17 protein-coding genes and 5 pseudogenes are annotated in these 17,807 nt (G+C 53.4%); 19 read left to right on the top strand and 3 right to left on the bottom strand.

Annotated features, from left to right (window positions below; genetic code table 11):
* Positions 1-266: 266 nt before the first annotated feature.
* Positions 267-545 carry a type II toxin-antitoxin system Phd/YefM family antitoxin gene (locus HQL63_12705; GenBank protein ID MBF0177690.1) on the top strand — a complete coding sequence of 93 codons (279 nt, stop codon included), beginning with the start codon at positions 267-269 and terminating at the stop codon, positions 543-545.
* Between the two features lie 11 nt (positions 546-556).
* Complete coding sequence (locus HQL63_12710) at positions 557-850, top strand: type II toxin-antitoxin system RelE/ParE family toxin (protein ID MBF0177691.1); 294 nt, start codon at positions 557-559, stop codon at positions 848-850.
* Here the strand turns inward: HQL63_12710 and HQL63_12715 are convergent.
* The 3 genes and pseudogenes from HQL63_12715 to HQL63_12725 form a co-directional block, all read right to left on the bottom strand.
* Entirely contained in the window at positions 802-1,035 is a 234-nt protein-coding gene (locus HQL63_12715) for a DUF433 domain-containing protein (GenBank protein MBF0177692.1), read from the bottom strand. The two genes, HQL63_12710 and HQL63_12715, sit on opposite strands and share 49 nt — an antisense overlap.
* A gap of 165 nt (positions 1,036-1,200) precedes the next feature.
* Entirely contained in the window at positions 1,201-1,470 is a 270-nt protein-coding gene (locus HQL63_12720; protein ID MBF0177693.1) for a BrnA antitoxin family protein, read from the bottom strand.
* Positions 1,442-1,724: pseudogene (locus HQL63_12725) on the bottom strand (BrnT family toxin). Before HQL63_12725 ends, HQL63_12720 begins: the two are co-directional and overlap by 29 nt.
* Positions 1,725-1,914: 190 nt before the next feature.
* Here HQL63_12725 and HQL63_12730 point away from each other — a divergent pair.
* The 17 genes and pseudogenes from HQL63_12730 to HQL63_12810 all read left to right on the top strand — a co-directional run bounded on the left by HQL63_12730 (position 1,915) and on the right by HQL63_12810 (position 17,639).
* A complete protein-coding gene (locus HQL63_12730; protein MBF0177694.1) occupies positions 1,915-2,820 on the top strand; it encodes an Rpn family recombination-promoting nuclease/putative transposase in 906 nt (301 codons plus the stop codon).
* Between the two features lie 342 nt (positions 2,821-3,162).
* A complete protein-coding gene (locus HQL63_12735) occupies positions 3,163-4,068 on the top strand; it encodes an Rpn family recombination-promoting nuclease/putative transposase (GenBank protein ID MBF0177695.1) in 906 nt (301 codons plus the stop codon).
* A 210-nt stretch (positions 4,069-4,278) separates the two neighbouring features.
* Complete coding sequence (locus HQL63_12740) at positions 4,279-4,710, top strand: nucleotidyltransferase substrate binding protein (protein ID MBF0177696.1); 432 nt, start codon at positions 4,279-4,281, stop codon at positions 4,708-4,710.
* Complete coding sequence (locus HQL63_12745) at positions 4,697-5,068, top strand: nucleotidyltransferase domain-containing protein (GenBank protein ID MBF0177697.1); 372 nt, start codon at positions 4,697-4,699, stop codon at positions 5,066-5,068. The genes HQL63_12740 and HQL63_12745 overlap by 14 nt, the downstream gene beginning before the upstream one ends.
* Before the next feature lie 50 nt (positions 5,069-5,118).
* The gene (locus tag HQL63_12750) at positions 5,119-5,817 is read left to right on the top strand and encodes a restriction endonuclease subunit S (protein MBF0177698.1); all 699 of its coding nucleotides are present in this window, start codon (positions 5,119-5,121) and stop codon (positions 5,815-5,817) included.
* Positions 5,814-6,929, top strand: coding sequence for a Fic family protein (locus tag HQL63_12755; protein MBF0177699.1), 1,116 nt, complete (start codon positions 5,814-5,816; stop codon positions 6,927-6,929). The genes HQL63_12750 and HQL63_12755 overlap by 4 nt, the downstream gene beginning before the upstream one ends.
* 667 nt (positions 6,930-7,596) lie before the next feature.
* Positions 7,597-7,842 (top strand): annotated as a pseudogene (locus HQL63_12760) (integrase).
* 90 nt (positions 7,843-7,932) lie between these two features.
* Positions 7,933-9,260 (top strand): annotated as a pseudogene (locus HQL63_12765) (hypothetical protein).
* Positions 9,253-12,006 carry a histidinol phosphatase gene (locus HQL63_12770; protein ID MBF0177700.1) on the top strand — a complete coding sequence of 918 codons (2,754 nt, stop codon included), beginning with the start codon at positions 9,253-9,255 and terminating at the stop codon, positions 12,004-12,006. Before HQL63_12765 ends, HQL63_12770 begins: the two are co-directional and overlap by 8 nt.
* Positions 11,999-13,264: a putative DNA binding domain-containing protein gene (locus tag HQL63_12775; GenBank protein MBF0177701.1), complete on the top strand. Its 1,266-nt coding sequence runs from the start codon at positions 11,999-12,001 to the stop codon at positions 13,262-13,264. The genes HQL63_12770 and HQL63_12775 overlap by 8 nt, the downstream gene beginning before the upstream one ends.
* A gap of 52 nt (positions 13,265-13,316) precedes the next feature.
* Positions 13,317-14,039 (top strand): annotated as a pseudogene (locus HQL63_12780) (DEAD/DEAH box helicase family protein).
* A gap of 4 nt (positions 14,040-14,043) precedes the next feature.
* Positions 14,044-14,190: pseudogene (locus HQL63_12785) on the top strand (IS110 family transposase).
* Positions 14,191-14,742: 552 nt separating this feature from the next.
* Complete coding sequence (locus tag HQL63_12790; protein ID MBF0177702.1) at positions 14,743-16,500, top strand: diguanylate cyclase; 1,758 nt, start codon at positions 14,743-14,745, stop codon at positions 16,498-16,500.
* 137 nt (positions 16,501-16,637) lie between these two features.
* Positions 16,638-16,814 (top strand): hypothetical protein, encoded by a 177-nt coding sequence (locus HQL63_12795; GenBank protein MBF0177703.1) that lies wholly within the window; start codon positions 16,638-16,640, stop codon positions 16,812-16,814.
* A gap of 14 nt (positions 16,815-16,828) precedes the next feature.
* On the top strand, positions 16,829-16,999 hold the full coding sequence (locus HQL63_12800; protein ID MBF0177704.1) for a hypothetical protein: 171 nt from the start codon (positions 16,829-16,831) through the stop codon (positions 16,997-16,999).
* Positions 16,996-17,343 (top strand): type II toxin-antitoxin system RelE/ParE family toxin, encoded by a 348-nt coding sequence (locus HQL63_12805; protein MBF0177705.1) that lies wholly within the window; start codon positions 16,996-16,998, stop codon positions 17,341-17,343. Before HQL63_12800 ends, HQL63_12805 begins: the two co-directional genes overlap by 4 nt.
* Positions 17,340-17,639: a helix-turn-helix domain-containing protein gene (locus HQL63_12810; protein ID MBF0177706.1), complete on the top strand. Its 300-nt coding sequence runs from the start codon at positions 17,340-17,342 to the stop codon at positions 17,637-17,639. Before HQL63_12805 ends, HQL63_12810 begins: the two co-directional genes overlap by 4 nt.
* Positions 17,640-17,807: the final 168 nt, after the last annotated feature.

Consider the following 17,807-nt stretch of genomic DNA (forward strand, 5'->3'; position numbering starts at 1 on the left):
CCCCCTGGCAGAAACTGCTTGACAGTCAAGACAGTTGCTGGACCCCGATTCGTGGCCGGGTGGTGGTGAATAGTTACGACGCTCGAAGAGGTGGACACCATCAACCTCAGCCTGGCGCGTGCCATGGCCATCGTCCAGATGCTGGCCGAATGCGGTCCCGAACGGCGGCAAGGACCGGGCGAACGCAGGCATTCAGTTTTTACTCGCTCAATGCATCAAAAAGCGCTATATTCGCATTGTGAAAAGTGCGCACAAGGAGAATACCCATGAACATCGTCGATGATATCAGGCCCTTGACGGAATTCAAACGGGATACCGCGCAATTCGTTGCCCATCTCCGGGAGACGGGCCGCCCCGCCGTGTTGACGGTGAACGGCAAGCCTGCGCTGGTGATCATGGATGCCGAAGCCTGGCAAGAGGCACAGGATCAGATTGAGTATGCACGCACCGTCACGGCCATTCGGCAGGGATTGCTCCAGGCCCGCGCCGGACAGGGCACAGAAGCAACTCTCTTTTTCGAGTCTCTTGGCGTCAAGGAGTCATGAAGCGTTACCGCGTGATCATCACCCCCAACGCAGCGGACAACCTCCGCGGAGCCCATGGGTGGTTCAAGGCGGAAAATCCACAATATGCCGCCCGTTGGTTGCAAGGCATCAAAGAAGCCATTCTCGACTTGGGCTCCATCCCCGAATCCCATCCCCTCGCTCCCGAAAACGAGGTATTGAACGCAGAGATCCGGCAACGTCTCTTTGGTCGTGGAACCCCATGGCGCATTTTCTTCACGGTGGAAGAGACGACGGTTTATGTCCTGCATGTCCGACATGGACGACGTGATGATTGGTCGGGGTAGGCAGCGATGCTCCGGCCATCAATGTCTTCGCGCTCAAGGTAAGGATAATCGGCAAGAAGTTCGTCCATGCCATACCCGGCGCCAATCTGCCCCACAATCATGCCAACTGTAACACGCAAGCCCCGAATGCACGGCTTGCCGCCCATTATGTCGGGCTGTTGAGTGATTCGATCTAAATATTCCATATTTTATCCCCTGGCATTTCCGAACCATGATCGGCGTCCCGGATCCACTGCAACGATTCAGTATCTCTCAGGACAGCGTCCTGGTGGGGTCCAGGGCGAAGCCCTGACAAAGGCTTTCATATCCAGGCTGTTCTTGAAGGGGTGTCGACCGGAAAGCGGACCGCATCAGAGGGAATGGGTGGACACCCAATTTTTCAGCACTTCATCCATGCGCGCTTGCCAACCGCTTCCTGTTGCCCGGAATGTTTCTAAAACCTCGCGTGAGAGCCGGATGGTAATGCGCTCTTTGGTGAGAGATTTTTGCGGGCCACGCACACCCAGCTTTTGCGCGAGTGCTGGCGGCAATAAATCGACCGGTTTGAAATGTCGGAAATCCTCTGCCACCAATTCACGGACCTCACCTTCTTCATTCGTCAATGGTTTTCGGTTTCCCATGTCGTTTTGCCTCCCGTGCGTTGGCCTTGCGGAAACTGATCACCCGAATGCCGTCCATGGTTTCAACGAAGCACAGCACATGCAGCCGACGCCCAAAATACCCGATGGCAACATGCCGGGTTTCTCCGCAGTCGCATCGGGTATCGGCCTTAGAAGAACGCCGTATCGAAGTCAAAACAGATTGCATCCTCAAACGAAAGTCCACGTTCTTGGATGTTTTTCAGGTTCTTGTCCGGGTCGAAGGTGATCTTCACGCATCAAATGGTATGTACAATTTTTTGGCGTGTCAATTTTTTCCGTCAACTCCGCCGTAATCGTTCAGAGCCCCCTGCACCTGGAAACCCAATGATTGATTTGATGGAGCAGAAATTGCTGACTTGTCCGAATGGTCCTGATACACTCGGCACAATGGTGGGGTTGCAAGCTCATTCCAGGCGCCAATACATGCACTTCCTGAACCCAAAGACTGACTTTGCTTTCAAAAAAATCTTCGGCTCCGAAGAGAGCCGCGATGTTTTAATCAGCTTTCTGAATGCCACCCTCTCCCTGCGCCCACCCAATCAGATCACTGAAGTGACCATCCTGGATCCTTATCTGGCGCCCAAGATCAAGGGCATGAAGGAAACCTATCTGGATGTCCGGGTCAAGGACCAAAAAGGCTGGGAATATGTCATCGAAATGCAGGTTCTCAACGTCGCCGGGTTTGAAAAAAGAGTCCTCTACAATGCCTGCAAGGCCTATGCTGGCCAGATCCAGAGAGGCGAGGATTATCGTTTATTGACCAACGTGGTTGCCATAACCATCACGGATTTCGTGATGTTTGAGGAGCTTCCCGACATCGTCAACCGCTTCATGCTGCGGGCCTCCGACAATCCGGATATCTCGTTGGACGACCTGGAACTGGTCTTTGCCGAACTGCCAAAGTTTATCAAGGATGAGGACCAGATTGGGAGCATCGTGGACAAATGGTTTTACTTTTTGAAGCATGCCGGTGACTTGCAGGTAGTGCCAAAAATATTGGCAGATGAGCCAGCGATCAAGAAGGCCTTTGAAATCGCCAACAAGGCTGGTCTTACCCCAGAGGAGTTGGATGATCAGGAGAGGAGGGAGATATTCATCCAGGACCAGCGTGGGGTGGCTCTCCATGCTGAACAAAGAGGCCGCCAGGAAGGCCGCCAGGATGAAAAATCCAGTGTCCTGCTTCGAATCCTGCGTCGTCGTCTTTCCGACCTGCCCGCCTGGGTTGAGCCGAGGGTTCACGCTGCCAATCTCGATACCCTGGATGGGTGGATAGACCGGGCGATTGATGGGCGTTCGTTACAGGAAATTTTTGGCGACGAGGCGAACTGACCTTTCCGTAACCAGCACCACTTCGCGCTTTTCGGTCCGTCATGCGGCATAGCGAAGGGCCTGAAGAGTGTCTTCGCGCTCATTTGATGGAGACAAAGTTGCAACGGATTGCAGGTTCACTCCATGAAGCCGACTGACCACGGTTTGCTCCAGTTTGATGAGAACCATCTGGCTTCCATTGATCACTTCGTTGGCTGGTCACATGGCAGAAGACGCTGCACGAATGGGCTGAATTCCTGGAGTACCCCATCAAATGCCCCACTGCAATGGCTGACTTGTCCGAATGGTCCTGATACACTCGGCACAATGGTGGGGTTGCAAGCTCATTCCAGGCGCCAATACATGCACTTCCTGAACCCAAAGACTGACTTTGCTTTCAAAAAAATCTTCGGCTCCGAAGAGAGCCGCGATGTTTTAATCAGCTTTCTGAATGCCACCCTCTCCCTGCGCCCACCCAATCAGATCACTGAAGTGACCATCCTGGATCCTTATCTGGCGCCCAAGATCAAGGGCATGAAGGAAACCTATCTGGATGTCCGGGTCAAGGACCAAAAAGGCTGGGAATATGTCATCGAAATGCAGGTTCTCAACGTCGCCGGGTTTGAAAAAAGAGTCCTCTACAATGCCTGCAAGGCCTATGCTGGCCAGATCCAGAGAGGCGAGGATTATCGTTTATTGACCAACGTGGTTGCCATAACCATCACGGATTTCGTGATGTTTGAGGAGCTTCCCGACATCGTCAACCGCTTCATGCTGCGGGCCTCCGACAATCCGGATATCTCGTTGGACGACCTGGAACTGGTCTTTGCCGAACTGCCAAAGTTTATCAAGGATGAGGACCAGATTGGGAGCATCGTGGACAAATGGTTTTACTTTTTGAAGCATGCCGGTGACTTGCAGGTAGTGCCAAAAATATTGGCAGATGAGCCAGCGATCAAGAAGGCCTTTGAAATCGCCAACAAGGCTGGTCTTACCCCAGAGGAGTTGGATGATCAGGAGAGGAGGGAGATATTCATCCAGGACCAGCGTGGGGTGGCCCTCCATGCTGAACAAAGAGGCCGCCAGGAAGGCCGCCAGGATGAAAAATCCAATGTCCTGCTTCGAATCCTGCGTCGTCGTCTTTCCGACCTGCCCGCCTGGGTTGAGCCGAGGGTTCACGCTGCCAATCTCGATACCCTGGATGGGTGGATAGACCGGGCGATTGATGGGCGTTCGTTACAGGAAATTTTTGGCGACGAGGCGAACTGAACCTTCCGATCCCCGGAGAAGACAACGGCAGAAGCCGCAGGAGCTGCTGGATCTCAACCTGGAGGCTGCAAAACTGGCCGACCGCATCGCACAAAACTTTGAAGCGCTCATATAGGTTGCGAGTTGAGACAAATTCTTTGATAATCGCAACAAACTTTAAGGATTTTTGGATACGATGGGGCGCCCTCGTGACGAAGGGGAATCTCCAGAATGGACCTGAACACCAATCATCTGTTGCGTTGCCTGGAAACCTTGGATGCCGCTGTGGTGCGGTACCACAAGGCCGCGCCGGACAGCATGGACCGGGAGGTATTCCGTAACGCTATCGTCAAGGGGTATGAACTCTCCCAGGAGACGGCTTTCAAGCTGTTGCGCAAGACGTTGCTGGAGTTCGGGTATGGCGCACGCAAACTGGATGCCCTGCCGGTCAAAGAGATCCTACGCTTGGCGGCCACCCACGGCCTGATGACCCTGGAGGAGGTGGAGCGGTGGTTCGCCTATCGGGACCACCGCAACGACACCGCCCACGAATACGGCGAGGGGTTCGCCCACGCAACCCTGAAGTTGCTACCGGACTTCATCGCTGATGGCAAGCGTCTGGAGGCAACGCTGCGGGAGAGGCTGGGCCATGGCCGCACTTGATCCGTCCGCCCTGCGCCTTTCTCCCCGCTACCTGGAAACGGTACGTCGGATTTTGCGCCAGACCCTGCCTCAGGCCGAGGTGTGGGCCTATGGCAGCCGGGTAACCGGCGGGGGGCATACGGCCAGTGATCTCGACCTGGTAGCCCGCAATCCCGCCGATCCGAACCAGGAACAGCCAGGCATCGCCGCCGCCAGGACGGCCTTCATGGAAAGCAGCCTGCCCATCCGGGTGGAGGTGGTGGACTGGGCACGCATCCCGGAAGGGTTCCGACGAGAAATTGCACGCGGCTACATCGTGGCGCAAACGCTGGATGAGAGCGAAGGCATCGCCAGCAATTTTGAGGGGCTGGGGATATGAGGTGGCCACACAAACCAGTTTCAGAACTTTGTAGTCTTGCCGTTGACTGTGTGAACAAGACAGCCCCGACGGTTGACTATGAAACCCCATTTAAAATGATCCGTACCACAAACATCAAAAGTGGGTTTGTCTACCTGAATGATGTGAACTATGTCACTGAAGAAACATTCGAAAAATGGTCCCGTCGATCCACACCGCAATTCGGTGATGTGATTTTGACCCGAGAGGCTCCGGTTGGTGAAGCGGGTCGGTTCACCTCAAATGATCCAACTGTTTTTCTTGGCCAACGACTCTTCCACTATCGACATCATCCATTAAAGTTGGATTGGAACTTCCTCGCCTATGTTCTCCAAAGCCACGAAGTGCAAGGCCGTTTACGGGGAATGGGATTCGGGGCAACGGTTCACCATATCAAGGTTGGGGATGCGGAGAATTTGTTGATTCCCTGCCCTCCGATAGGCACTCAACGACGAATAGGGGACATCCTCTCCTATCAACTTGTTACCACCGACCAATTCGTTGGCCACTTGGTAAACCATGCTACAGGAGCAGGATATCCAGCGGTCAGGCCCAATGATTTTGAACGGGCTGATATTCTGAAATCGCATGAACGACTTCTCTTATTGTTTCATGATGTTGTCGAGAAAAACTTCCGATTAAATACCACGTTAGAGCAACAGAACCTGCAACTTGCAAAAGCCCGCGACCTCCTCCTCCCCCGCCTGATGAACGGGGAGATCGCCGTATGAGCCGTCACCCCTACATTCCCGATACCCTGCCCATCGTCGATCTGGACTGGCGGCGGCTGGTTCCCCTTACCAGTCAGGCCACCTTGGCCCTGGGGCGCTATGACGGCACGTTGGACGGCATGGTCAACGCCGAAGTGCTGCTGTCGCCCATCACCAACCAGGAGGCGATTCTCTCCTCCCGCATCGAGGGCACGGTGGTGTCCATGACCGAGGTGCTGGAGCACGAGGCCGGGGAACAATTCAGCGAAGAGAAACGCGGCGACATCAAGGAGATCGTCAACTACCGGCGGGCGCTGCTCACCGCCGAGAAGGCGCTCAAGAATCGCCCCGTGACCCTCTCTCTGATCCGTGCGTTGCACGCCATGCTCATGGAGGGTGTGCGCGGCGGCGACAAGACCCCGGGGGCCTTCCGCGCCGATCAGAACTGGATCGGCCCCAAGGGGTGCAAAATCGAGGAGGCCCGCTTCGTGCCGCCCAATCCCATGGTGCTGCGGGACGCCCTGGAGAATCTGGAAACCTACATCGCCAGCGACGAAGCTGACCCCTTGACGCAACTGGCCATCGTCCACGCCCAGTTTGAAATCATCCACCCCTTCAACGACGGCAACGGACGACTGGGGCGCATGTTGATTCCCCTCCTCCTTTATCAAAAGAGAGCCTTGCAGCGCCCCATGTTCTATCTCTCGGAATACTTGGAGGCCTCCGACCGGGAATACCGCGACCGCCTGCTGGCCATCACCGACGCGGGCGACTGGCAGGGGTGGGTGGAGTTTTTCCTCATAGCGATTCACAAGCAGGCGGAATCCAACATCGCCAAGTCCAAGCGGATTCACACCCTGTATGAAGAGATGAAGGAGTGCTTCCGGGACGTGACCCACTCCCAGTTCGCCGTGGCGGCCCTGGACGCCTTCTTCAGCCGTCCCATTCTGGACACAGGATCCTTTATCGAATTGAGCGGCATCAACAACCGGGGCACCGCCAACGCCATGTTGCGGACCCTGGCGGAGCAGAAATTGGTCCAGGTGACCCGCGAGGGCTCCGGGAGGCGCTCCGCCGCTTACGCCTTCCCGCAATTGATCAACATCGCCGAGGGGCGGGAGGTGTTCGGATGACCGCCCGTTTGTGTACGGTCTGGAAGCAGCAAGCCGGGTTGTGTACGGCAAATCGCGTTTTATCGTACACAAACTTGCTTGTGTCTCGTGGAGCGTACACAAAGCGAATTTTCTCTTTCCGCCAGGCTGAGACCACCAAGAAACGCGCTGCCGAGAAAGCCCAGCGCCAGGCCCGGGAAACGGGTGGAGCGAACCATCCCCGGATCGTGAATTCTTTGAAATTTCTGTGTGGTTCAACAGAGAAGGTTTACCCGATTCTCGAACAAGCGAGCGAGACCGCAAGATGGGGCAACTGATTGGGGAAGAAAGAGAATCTGGAAAGAGGGTGGGAATTCTCTGATCCACTCCCTGGAAGCGGATCGGAATCAGGGCCGCGACCGTTTCGGGCTGGAACTGGGTGGGGAGCTATCCCAGGCGATTTCACCCCGACCTCGCCGGGGGGAAGAGAGGCTAACCGAAGCCCCTAAATCGGTGGCACAACGGAACCCCTCCCGCGCCCCCTTTCTGAGAGGCGTACCGAAATGTAGGATGCCGCCCTCTGCATGGCTTCCGGCCATTTTTTCAAAACGGTGCAAAGGCGGTTTCGGCGATGACGAGTTCGTTCGTGTTCCTCCTGTGGACCATGATGGCCCACTTCTTCAGCCCTCGGCACAACGCCGAGATCCTCATGGCCAAGGAGAACATCTTCAGGGGCTACCGGCGTATCGCCGGGGAACTCAAGAAGCTGGGGCTGTATGCCGGTGCCACCACAGTCAAGCGAATTCTGCGGGAAGCCGACCTCCACCCCACCCCCGAAAAGGAGAAGAAGAAACCGCCCCTGCCCTGGCTGACCTTCCTCAAGGCTCACCTGGAATCCGTCGTGGCTTGCGATTTCTTCACCAAGGACGTCTTCACCCCCATGGGCAAGCTGTAGGCGTGTATTGAAGGGGAGGCGAAGGTGCTCCATGATCTATAGAAACCAACGCATTGAAGCGAATTCCCGGAGAAGCTGATGCAAGACAAGATGGGTGATCTGTTCGAGAACGAACCCCTGGACGATCGGCAAGCGACCGGACCTGTCGAGTGCCTCGGCCTGACCTTCGAGAACGACGCAGCCCGGCGCGCCTTTTTTCTGGAGAAGCTGCGGGAGAAGCTGGCCAACCCGGAGTTCCGCAAAATCGAGGGTTTTCCTCGTGGTTCCGACGCGGATATCCTGGCCCTGTCCGATCCCCCTTACTACACCGCCTGCCCCAATCCGTTCCTGGAGGAGTTTCTTCGGTGCCACGGAAGGCCCTACGATCCGGCAGTGGGTTACAGTCGCAAACCCTTTGCCGTGGATGTGAGCGAGGGCAAGACCGATCCCCTCTACAAGGCCCATTCCTATCACACCAAGGTGCCGCATCTGGCCATCGTGCCGTCGATTCTCCATTACACCGAACCGGGGGAGGTGGTGCTGGACGGGTTTTGCGGCTCCGGCATGACCGGGGTGGCGGCCCAGTGGTGCGGCAGCGCCCCGGCAACCTATCGCCAGCAACTGGAGGCCCTTTGGAAAAACGAAGGCCTGGAACCACCCCGCTGGGGGGCGCAGCGGGTGACCGCATGGTGGCTTTTCATGTGCAGCGCGGGGTCTTGATGCCCATGTCGGCGGCGGAATTCCACCAGGGGTTGAGCCAGCGGTTCGATGAACGGGACCAGATGTATTTTCTTGCGGAACAGTCCCTGGAATACGACCGCCGCCGTCTGACCGTGAAGAAGGTGCGGCAGCTCACCATGTTCATCACGGACGAGGCATCCGCCATTCAATGGCTCAAACGCGCCCTGGGCGAAAAGCCCCGGACCTATCAGGAGCTCTACCCGGAGTTCATCCAGGAGGTCCAGAAGGGCGGCAGTTGGCGCAGCCACGAAAAGCCCATCGAGCTGGCGGACCTGTTGGAGCAGAATTTTCTGTGCTACGAAGGTCAGGGGGAGGTTCCTGCCCAGCTGCACAGCTACCTCTCCACCAATTTCAAGGAGCTGCGCAACCTGGAGAAGAACGACCCGACCTTGCAGGCCAAAGCCCGCGAGCGCTGGTACGTTCCCGACCCCAACAAGGCCGCCGATCTGGAAAAGGTGCGGGAACGCGCCCTGCTTCGGGAGTTCGAGACCTACCGCGACCCCACGGTGCGCAAGCTGAAACTCTTCCGCTTCGAGGCGGTACGCGCCGGTTTCAAGAAAGCCTGGGGCGAAAAGCAGTTCGGCGCCATCGTGGAGGTGGCGAAGAAAATCCCGGAGGCGGTGCTGGAGGAAGATCCCAAGCTGATCATGTGGTACGACCAGGCGGTGAACCGGGTGGAGGAGAACAATCATGACTGAAATCAAAGCGTTCCCTGGAAGTCGTTGGTGGAAAATCGACTTTCATACGCACACACCTGCTTCCAACAATGATTATAAAGATACAACGATAACTCCAGAAGTGTGGTTGCAACGTGCCAGAGATGCGGGATTGGATGGGATTGTGGTCACGGATCACAACTCAGGGGGATGGATCGACCGGCTAAAATCGGTCAATAATACCATGAATCAACAGGACGGCACGCGACCCTTGATCATTTTTCCTGGTGTGGAAATCAATGTTGCGGATAGTTCCAGTCGGGTTCATCTGTTGGCCGTATTTGATCCATCCTGTGATAGTCAAAAAATTACAGCTGTACTCGGATCGTGCGGTATTACCAGCGATTTTGGCAATGATGAGACAACATCAACATCTACTGGATTTGTTGACACGGTAGGAAAAATCAAAGCCGCCAATGGTATACCTATTCCAGCCCATATCGATATTGAAAAAGGGTTGTTGCATAATCATGACACCATGCCAGTCGAACTGCGTAAAAGCCTGACGCAAATTTATGCTGCAGAATTTTGTGATCCGAATGTTTTTGACCAAGCGCATTCAGACTTAAGATCAGTAGTAGATAGCTTGGCGAAAGTGGGTGGGTCTGATGCCCACAACATTGACGAGATTGGCAGGTATTTCACATGGTTGAAAATGAGTCGTCCCACCATTGAAGGGATGCGGTTGGCTTTGCAGGATCATCAATACTGTGTCAAAAATCAAAACGAAGATCCAAATACCCTCCCGGATATTTATTTGAAACAATTATCCATAATAAATATGCATCATTGCGGGAGAATTCCCGGAAAGCCATGCGTGGTCCAACTCCATCCCCATTTCAATGCCTTCATAGGTGGTCGCGGGTCAGGAAAATCAACCATCATTGAGTCCATCCGCATTGTGTCCAGACGCGATGATGAGTTGAAAGACAAGTTGCGTGAGGATCTGGAAAAATTCAAGAAACTTGCTCAGAATAAAGAAGGTGTCATGCTTTCCAGTACGGAGCTTTTGTTGGAAATCCAGCGTCGTAGCAAGACGTACCGTTTGCGCTGGCAGCAATCCGGTCAAGGGCTTGTGGTCGAAGAATGGCTCAATGATGTATGGCAGGGTGTCGATGAAGGGAATATCAAGGAACGATTCCCCTTGAGAATTTACAGTCAAAAACAGATCTATGCGTTGGCTTCAAATCCCAGAGGTCTTCTTGATATTATGGATCATTCAGACGAAATCAATCGAGTAGAGTGGACGTCACGCTGGAAAAGCACCGAAAGCCGTTTTCTTGAATTGCGGGTACGGCAAAGGGAATTGCACCGTCAATTGGCCAAGGAATCAGAGTTGCGCACCAAACTCAAGGATATCGAAAACGACATCCGGGACTATGAAGAAAAGGGGCATGGGGAAATTCTGAAACTGTATCAAAAGCTCAGCCAGCAAAAAAACACCATGCCTAGTGACGCTCTTTTTATTCAACTCTCTCAAGAGATACGGAAATTGGCCGATAAGGCTGCATTGTCGGATTTTCCGTTCCATCTGTTCGATCTTCAGGATCAAACCACCCAAGAACTTCAAGCCATCCATGATGAAGCGGTCAATGGGGTGCAACAAATTGCCTTGGAACTCAAAGAACTGGCGGAAAAGGTGGATATTTTAAAACAACAACGGCATCAGAAAACATTGGCAAGCCAGTGGTTTCAGTCTGTTCAAGTTAGCGAGAAGGCCTATCAAGGGCTTGTCTATGAGTATGCTGACAAGGGGCATGCAACAACCATGGCCGATTATGGCAAATGGGTAGACCTAAGAGGCTCGCTTAATCAGGAGTTGCTCAAGATGGATGCCTTGCGCAATGAAATGAACGATGTGCAACAAGAGATTACGGCTTTGCAAAATAAATTTCTAGAATTGCGTCAGGAGCTATTGGAAAAACGGAAAAAATTCCTTGCCCAAGTCATTGGGTCTAATGAATACGTGCGCATGGAATTGGTGCCGTTTGGTGATGTCTCTTCTGTGGAAGAAGAGTACCGAAACATTCTGGGGCTGGCGGGAGGGATCTTTGCCGACTGGATATATAACGACAATAAAAAACAAAGCATGCTGTATCAGCTTGTTCAGTGGGAAATTGACTGTTCTCAGGAATCTCAATTAACTGACCGCATTGCCAAAATCAAAACCAATACCAGGCAGATTGCTGAAGGTAAAATTTCTGAAGGCCATGCTAATTTTAATAAGCGTTTAAAGGATTTACTTGAAAACAAACCAGCCAATTTTGACCAACTTGATCTCTGGTGGCCGGAAGATTTCTTGATTGTTAAATATAACAGGGATCCTGGTGAAAAGAATAAATTCGAGCCTCTTGAAAAAGGGTCCGCTGGACAAAAGGCGGCGGCCATCCTGGCATTTCTCCTTAGCTACGGCACTGAACCGATGATCATTGATCAACCCGAAGATGATCTTGATAACGCGCTTGTTTATGACCTGATTGTCAGACAAATTCATAAAAATAAACTTCGACGCCAACTCATCATTGTCACCCATAATCCGAACATAGTGGTCAATGCCGATGCGGAATTGGTACATGTCATGGCCTTCAAAGGCTTGGTAAAGGTGGATCAGCAAGGAGGACTGGAAGAACAAAGTATTAGGAATGCCATTTGTGATATTATGGAGGGAGGACGGGAAGCATTTAAAAAACGTTATGATCGTTTGGCGCTGGAGCCTAGCCATGTATGACACCACGGATGAATTATTGAATCAAGTCCGTCTGGGTGAGGATACCACGCTGGAATTGAAAAATCTGGAATACCGTGGTCAACAGGTTACCGCACCGCACCGGGAGAGTATGGCAGATGAACTCGCCGCCATGGCAAACACGACCCACGGCGTCTTTGTGCTGGGAGTGGATGACAAATCCCGCTCCATTGTAGGCATACCATTGGAAAAACTGGATGCGGTTGATCAATGGATAGGAGGGATCTGCAACGATCTGATTAAGCCAGCTTTGTATTATCGAATGAGGAAAATTTCAACCCGGGTGGAAGGTGGAGGTGAACGCATTATTGTGAGAATCGATATTCCAAGAAGTCTTTATATCCATCAAAGCCCCGGTGGTTATTTTCATAGAATGGGTGATTCAAAACGACAAATGACTCCTGAAGTGCTGTCACGACTTTTCCAACAAAGAAGTCAAACAAGGATCATCCGATTTGACGAACAGGCTGTTGCTGTGGCCAGGAAAGAGTGTTTGGATCAAGTGCTCTGGAAGAAATTAAAAACAACTCTATCTCCTGAAGACGATCAAGATTTTCTTCTTAAACTCAAACTACTTACAACAGATGAAGACGGTGAGATTCGTCCCACTGTTGCCGGGATCCTGTTGGCCAGTGAAAATCCAGAAAAATATCTTCCTAACGCCTTTATTCAGGCTGTAAGTTATCGTGGAACGGAGAGGAATGGGGCCTATCAACTGGATGCCAAGGATATCGTTGGTCCATTGGATGTCCAGATTCATGATGCTTGCAAGTTTGTCGAGAAAAATATGAAAGTTCGCGCGATCAAAAATCCGGCGAGGCAAGAAATTCCTCAATATGCCATGCAGGCGGTTTTTGAAGCTGTGGTGAACGCCGTCGCCCATCGTGACTACTCCATTCATGGATCTAAAATCAGGCTGCATATGTTCTCAGACAGGATAGAATTGTTCTCACCAGGAACGATCCCGAATACCATGACAATCGACTCGCTTCCTTTGCGACAAGCCGCCCGCAATGAATTGATTTCCAGTGTGTTGGCCCGCTGTCCATTGCATGCCAAAGAATATTCGGCAGAACGAAAATACCTCATGGATAAACGGGGCGAAGGTGTTCCCATTATTTTGACTGAAAGCGAAAAACTGGCCGGATGCAAACCGGAATACCGCCTGATTGATGATACAGAGCTGCTGCTGACCATCCATGCGGCCAATTCGGCGGATTCCGGACATGACGAGGCCTGATGACCATGGCCAAGACGCCTCGTCGCATCCGCAAGATGATTGGCGGTGGCATATGGATTCCCGACAAGTCTGCCGTATCATCGACAAGCAGAGGCTGTGGGGCGAATTATTTTGTCGCATCTGGCTCCCCAATCAGGAGGCTATCCTCCGCGTCCCGGCCACCAGACTCAAACCGCTTGATGAAACTCCGGTGTCGTCCAAAGATCACCTTACCTACCTCGCCACCGCCGCCCGGATCGCGGACACCCTGACCCACGACCTGCTGCTGGCTCCCATCGAAGCCTCGGTCATTCCCTTGCCCCATCAGCTTCACGCCCTTTCCCGCGCCCTGTCCGGCGACCGGGTGCGTTATCTGCTGGCCGACGAGGTGGAGCTTGGAAAGACCATCGAGGCCGGGTTGATTCTGCGGGAGCTGAAGCTGCGGGGCTTGGTGCGGCGGGTGCTGGTCATGGCCCCCAAGGGGTTGGTCACCCAGTGGGTGGCGGAAATGAAGACCCATTTCAACGAGGAGTTCCGGCTGCTCCTGCCCGGGGATTTCGAGGGCTACCGGCGCATTGCCGGGGAGGAGAATCCCTGGCGAACCCATTCCCAGGTGATCTGCTCCCTGGATTCGGTCAAGCCCCTCGAAAAACGCCGGGGCTGGTCCCGGCAGCAACTCGCCGCCCACAACCGGGACCGCTTCGACGGTCTGGTGGCCGCTGGCTGGGATCTGATCATCGTGGACGAGGCCCACCGTCTGGGCGGCAGCACCGACCAGGTGGCCCGCTTCCGGCTGGAACATACGCCACTTTTATCAACGCCTGGTCGATGCAGGAAAACCCAAGAAGGTAGCACTCACGGCCTGCATGCGGAAGCTCCTAACCATTCTCAACGTCATGATAAAAAACATGAAAACATGGACACCCCCCCTGGCAGAAACTGCTTGACAGTCAAGACAGTTGCTGGACCCCGTTTCATGGCTTGCCTGCACATCAAATCAACACGGTTGAGCCACTAGCAGCCTGTCGGATTTTCAATCCGCCACCCCTGGTCTTCTGACGGCCAATATGGTATAATATTATTGATATTAAACATTATTTATCCTGATAAGGCCGTTATGAGCAAGAGGTTCATCGAGGTTGACCGGAAGACGCCGATGCTGTTTCCGCCATCTGTGCAGGAGTTGCTCCCGGAAAACCATTTGGCCCGGTTTGTGGTGGAGATTCCGGAGCAGTTGGACCTGAGACGGTTCACGGAAGCATATGCCGGGGTGGGGAACCCCAATGCCGCCATGCGGTCACAGGACGCGGCAGATTTGCCTTCTCCGATATCCTCCGAGCCATCGCCAAGACCGTGCTGTCGGAGGATTTCGCCCAGGCTTGCCCAGTGCCGCACAATCCGGCACGAAAATGGTTCGCCTCGACGCTGCTGAGCTTGGCCACAGGATCCAACATGATGGGAATTGGTGAAACTTCAGTTGATGGATGGGAGGATCAAGAATGAAACTGTTCAGCACGATGTACCGAAACTCCACCCAATTAGCCGAGTTTGTCACGGAACACGATATTGCTAGAAAGGCGAACGTTCTTGTTCAGGTGTTTTCCGGGGTGTTGGATTGCGGTGCGTTGGTTGCGGTGTTGAGACACCTTGGTCAACTTTTGCCTGACGCGGTCATCGTTGGCGCAACCACGACCGGAGAGATTCTGGAAGGGGTGAGCCATTCGGAGAGCATCGTCATCTCCATATCCGTGTTCAACTCCAGCCATGTGCGGGCAATCGCCTGTCCGAATGCAACGCCTACCCCCGTTCTGGACGGAATATTAAACGATCAAGTCAAACTGTTGCTCATGTTGAGTGCCGGGATTGATCTTGTGCCGACGGAGATGCTGCATTACCTGGGAAAGCGGGTGCCGGATGCATTCGTTGCGGGTGGGTGTGCCGGGGACAATGATCGTCTGCAACAGACCTGGGTCTTTCTCGGACAGAAGGTTATCGAGCGCGGGGTAGTCGTTGTGGCCATCTCGGGGGGATCCTTCTACGTCAAACCGGTGATGAAATTCAATTGGGAACCGATGGGAAGCGAGATGATCGTCACCGATGCTGAAGGGGATCTGGTGCGGACCATCAACGGATTCAGTGTGGCGGAACTTTATGGTCATTACTTCGGTAAAGGTGTCGAAACAAACCTGATCTCCATCAGCAGCGTATTTCCGTTGATGCGCAAGCGTGGCGACATCCATGTTTCCAATATTCTCCTGGAGGTGGACGAAAATGGCGCATGCCTGTTTTCCGGCAGGATGGGGGTGGGTGAACAGGTCGTCTTCGGTTGCGCCGATGTTGACATGCTGCTCGATAACACCTACCTGGAACATGCGCTGACACATCATATCGAGGCTATTTGGGCATATAGCTGTGGTGGACGCAAAAAGATACTGCAAAAGGAGATTGACAAGGAACTTCTTCCCCTTGCCAGGCTTGCTCCCACGGCGGGATTCTTCACATATGGAGAATTTTTTACCGCGATGGTCGGCCAGCATGAGATTCTGAACAATACCATGACGTTCGTGGGATTGAGCGAAAACCCCTACGAACGACAGCATCGATTCATGGAGCAGGAACAGAGGATTCAGTCAGACCTGGAAATATCACCGCGGCAAATATTTCAGGCGATGACCCATTTTGCCAATGCCGTGGCCTATGAACGGGATGAATCGTATCGCCAGATTGCCCAATATGCCGCTGAACTTGATGTCAAGAACGCCCAACTTGAGCGACTCTACATGACGGACAGGCTGACGGGCATCAATAATCGCTATAAACTCGACGCGGTGTTGAGCGAGCGTCTGAGTCTTTTTCAACGATATGCCACTCCATTCTCTGTGGTGCTGTTCGACGTGGATAAATTCAAGAGCATCAACGATACGCATGGCCATACCGTGGGCGATGACGTTTTGTGTACGCTTGCCGGTCTGGTCAAGACGCATGTACGAGATACTGATTTCTTCGGTCGCTGGGGTGGAGAAGAATTTTTGCTCATTTGTTCCGAGGCCTTACTTGAAGGTGGAAAGGACATTGCGGAAAAAATGCGCGGCCTTCTGGAGCGACATCGATTCAACGTCGTCGAGCGTGTAACCGCCAGCTTTGGCGTCAGCCAGTGCCAGGTCGGTGATAACGCGACGACGTTGCTGGCGCGCGCCGATCAGGCGCTCTACAGTGCCAAACACAATGGCCGTAACCGGGTCGAGGTCCTCGCATGAGGCGTTGTACTGAGCAGCTTTGCCGCAGCTACGGGGAGCCCCGTCATCACCGGCGCCTTCGCCTGATCTGAGGTATCATCCTCTTCTATCCAGCTGGCGTTGTGCCAGCCAACCCGTTGCTTGAGGAGGAGTTCCGAATGAAAGCTTTACGCCAACGAATAATCGACGAGATGAACCTGGCCGGACTGGCTGCCAACACCCAGCAGATCTGCCTGGGGGCGGTGGGCAAACTGGCCGTCCACAAGGGTTGCCTTATCACGGCATCATGGACGCCGTTCTGGAGATGGCCCACGACTTTCACGGTGCAGGGCTGATTGCGGACCAACGCATGACCGAGCATGAGGCGTTCCAACATGCCTATGCCATGAGTGGGGTGAGCGCCGCTATACCGGCGGAGAAAAGCTGGTATACGTCGTGGGCGGCGGTCATGGTTGCGCTTCAGTATCGGCCAATTTTGGAGTTGAAATATCTACGGCATTGCCTTAGTCTGACCGAATGAACAACGAACCTGTCACCCTTGTTGAATTGCCTGAATTTCAAAAACGCGCAGCAGTCCTTTTGAATGAAAACCAACTGAACGAGTTGAAAATTTTCCTGGCCTTCAACCCCGAAGAAGGGAATTTGATCCTGGGAACCGGAGGTATTCGCAAGCTGCGATGGGCCGTTCGTGACCAAGGAAAAAGGGGTGGTGCCCGGGTCATCTACTATTATCAGGACGTGCGCTATCCTATTCTTCTTTTGACCCTATTTGCCAAAAACACCAAAACAGACCTCACACAAGCTCAACGAAATGAATTGCGAGGCTTCGTTGAGGCTATCAAGAGGACTCGGAGCAAGTCATGAACGACGATGTTTTTGTTAGTATCAAACAGGGGATGGACGAGGCCCTGGCTTATTCCAAAGGAGATCAAATGTCAGCCAGGGAAACGATCATCCAGGTTCCTGATGACGTTGATGTACGGGGAATCCGCGAGCGATTGGGATTGACCCAACTGGCATTTGCCAAACATTTTGGATTTGCTGTCAGCGCCTTGCGTGACTGGGAACAAGGTCGCCGCCGTCCTGAAAGAGCTGCGAGAATTCTGCTCAAGGTTATTGAATATGAGCCTGAAGCTGTGGAACGGGCACTGGCCCATTGATTATGCCGCATCATCCAACAACCAGGCATTGACCCTGTCCAAAAGCTCCGGAAACGTGGTTTCGTAGTAGTGAGGTTGTGTTTCTCGCTCGTTTTGTGGAGAGATGGTAACCGGGTAGTGCCTTCGTTTGGTTGATTGCGATCAAACTGCCATACCAAACTCAAACCT

The organism is Magnetococcales bacterium, assembly GCA_015231175.1.
In the GTDB taxonomy this organism is placed as follows: Bacteria; Pseudomonadota; Magnetococcia; order Magnetococcales; family DC0425bin3; genus HA3dbin3.

Excerpts from the sequence above, each read along its gene's own strand:
- HQL63_12705 (MBF0177690.1), top strand. The coding sequence starts at position 267 with ATGAACATCGTCGATGATATCAGGCCCTTGACGGAATTCAAACGGGAT.
- HQL63_12715 (MBF0177692.1), bottom strand. The coding sequence starts at position 1,035 with ATGGAATATTTAGATCGAATCACTCAACAGCCCGACATAATGGGCGGC.
- HQL63_12720 (MBF0177693.1), bottom strand. The coding sequence starts at position 1,470 with ATGGGAAACCGAAAACCATTGACGAATGAAGAAGGTGAGGTCCGTGAA.
- HQL63_12730 (MBF0177694.1), top strand. The coding sequence starts at position 1,915 with ATGCACTTCCTGAACCCAAAGACTGACTTTGCTTTCAAAAAAATCTTC.
- HQL63_12735 (MBF0177695.1), top strand. The coding sequence starts at position 3,163 with ATGCACTTCCTGAACCCAAAGACTGACTTTGCTTTCAAAAAAATCTTC.
- HQL63_12740 (MBF0177696.1), top strand. The coding sequence starts at position 4,279 with ATGGACCTGAACACCAATCATCTGTTGCGTTGCCTGGAAACCTTGGAT.
- HQL63_12745 (MBF0177697.1), top strand. The coding sequence starts at position 4,697 with ATGGCCGCACTTGATCCGTCCGCCCTGCGCCTTTCTCCCCGCTACCTG.
- HQL63_12755 (MBF0177699.1), top strand. The coding sequence starts at position 5,814 with ATGAGCCGTCACCCCTACATTCCCGATACCCTGCCCATCGTCGATCTG.
- HQL63_12770 (MBF0177700.1), top strand. The coding sequence starts at position 9,253 with ATGACTGAAATCAAAGCGTTCCCTGGAAGTCGTTGGTGGAAAATCGAC.
- HQL63_12775 (MBF0177701.1), top strand. The coding sequence starts at position 11,999 with ATGTATGACACCACGGATGAATTATTGAATCAAGTCCGTCTGGGTGAG.
- HQL63_12790 (MBF0177702.1), top strand. The coding sequence starts at position 14,743 with ATGAAACTGTTCAGCACGATGTACCGAAACTCCACCCAATTAGCCGAG.
- HQL63_12795 (MBF0177703.1), top strand. The coding sequence starts at position 16,638 with ATGAAAGCTTTACGCCAACGAATAATCGACGAGATGAACCTGGCCGGA.
- HQL63_12800 (MBF0177704.1), top strand. The coding sequence starts at position 16,829 with ATGACCGAGCATGAGGCGTTCCAACATGCCTATGCCATGAGTGGGGTG.
- HQL63_12805 (MBF0177705.1), top strand. The coding sequence starts at position 16,996 with ATGAACAACGAACCTGTCACCCTTGTTGAATTGCCTGAATTTCAAAAA.
- HQL63_12810 (MBF0177706.1), top strand. The coding sequence starts at position 17,340 with ATGAACGACGATGTTTTTGTTAGTATCAAACAGGGGATGGACGAGGCC.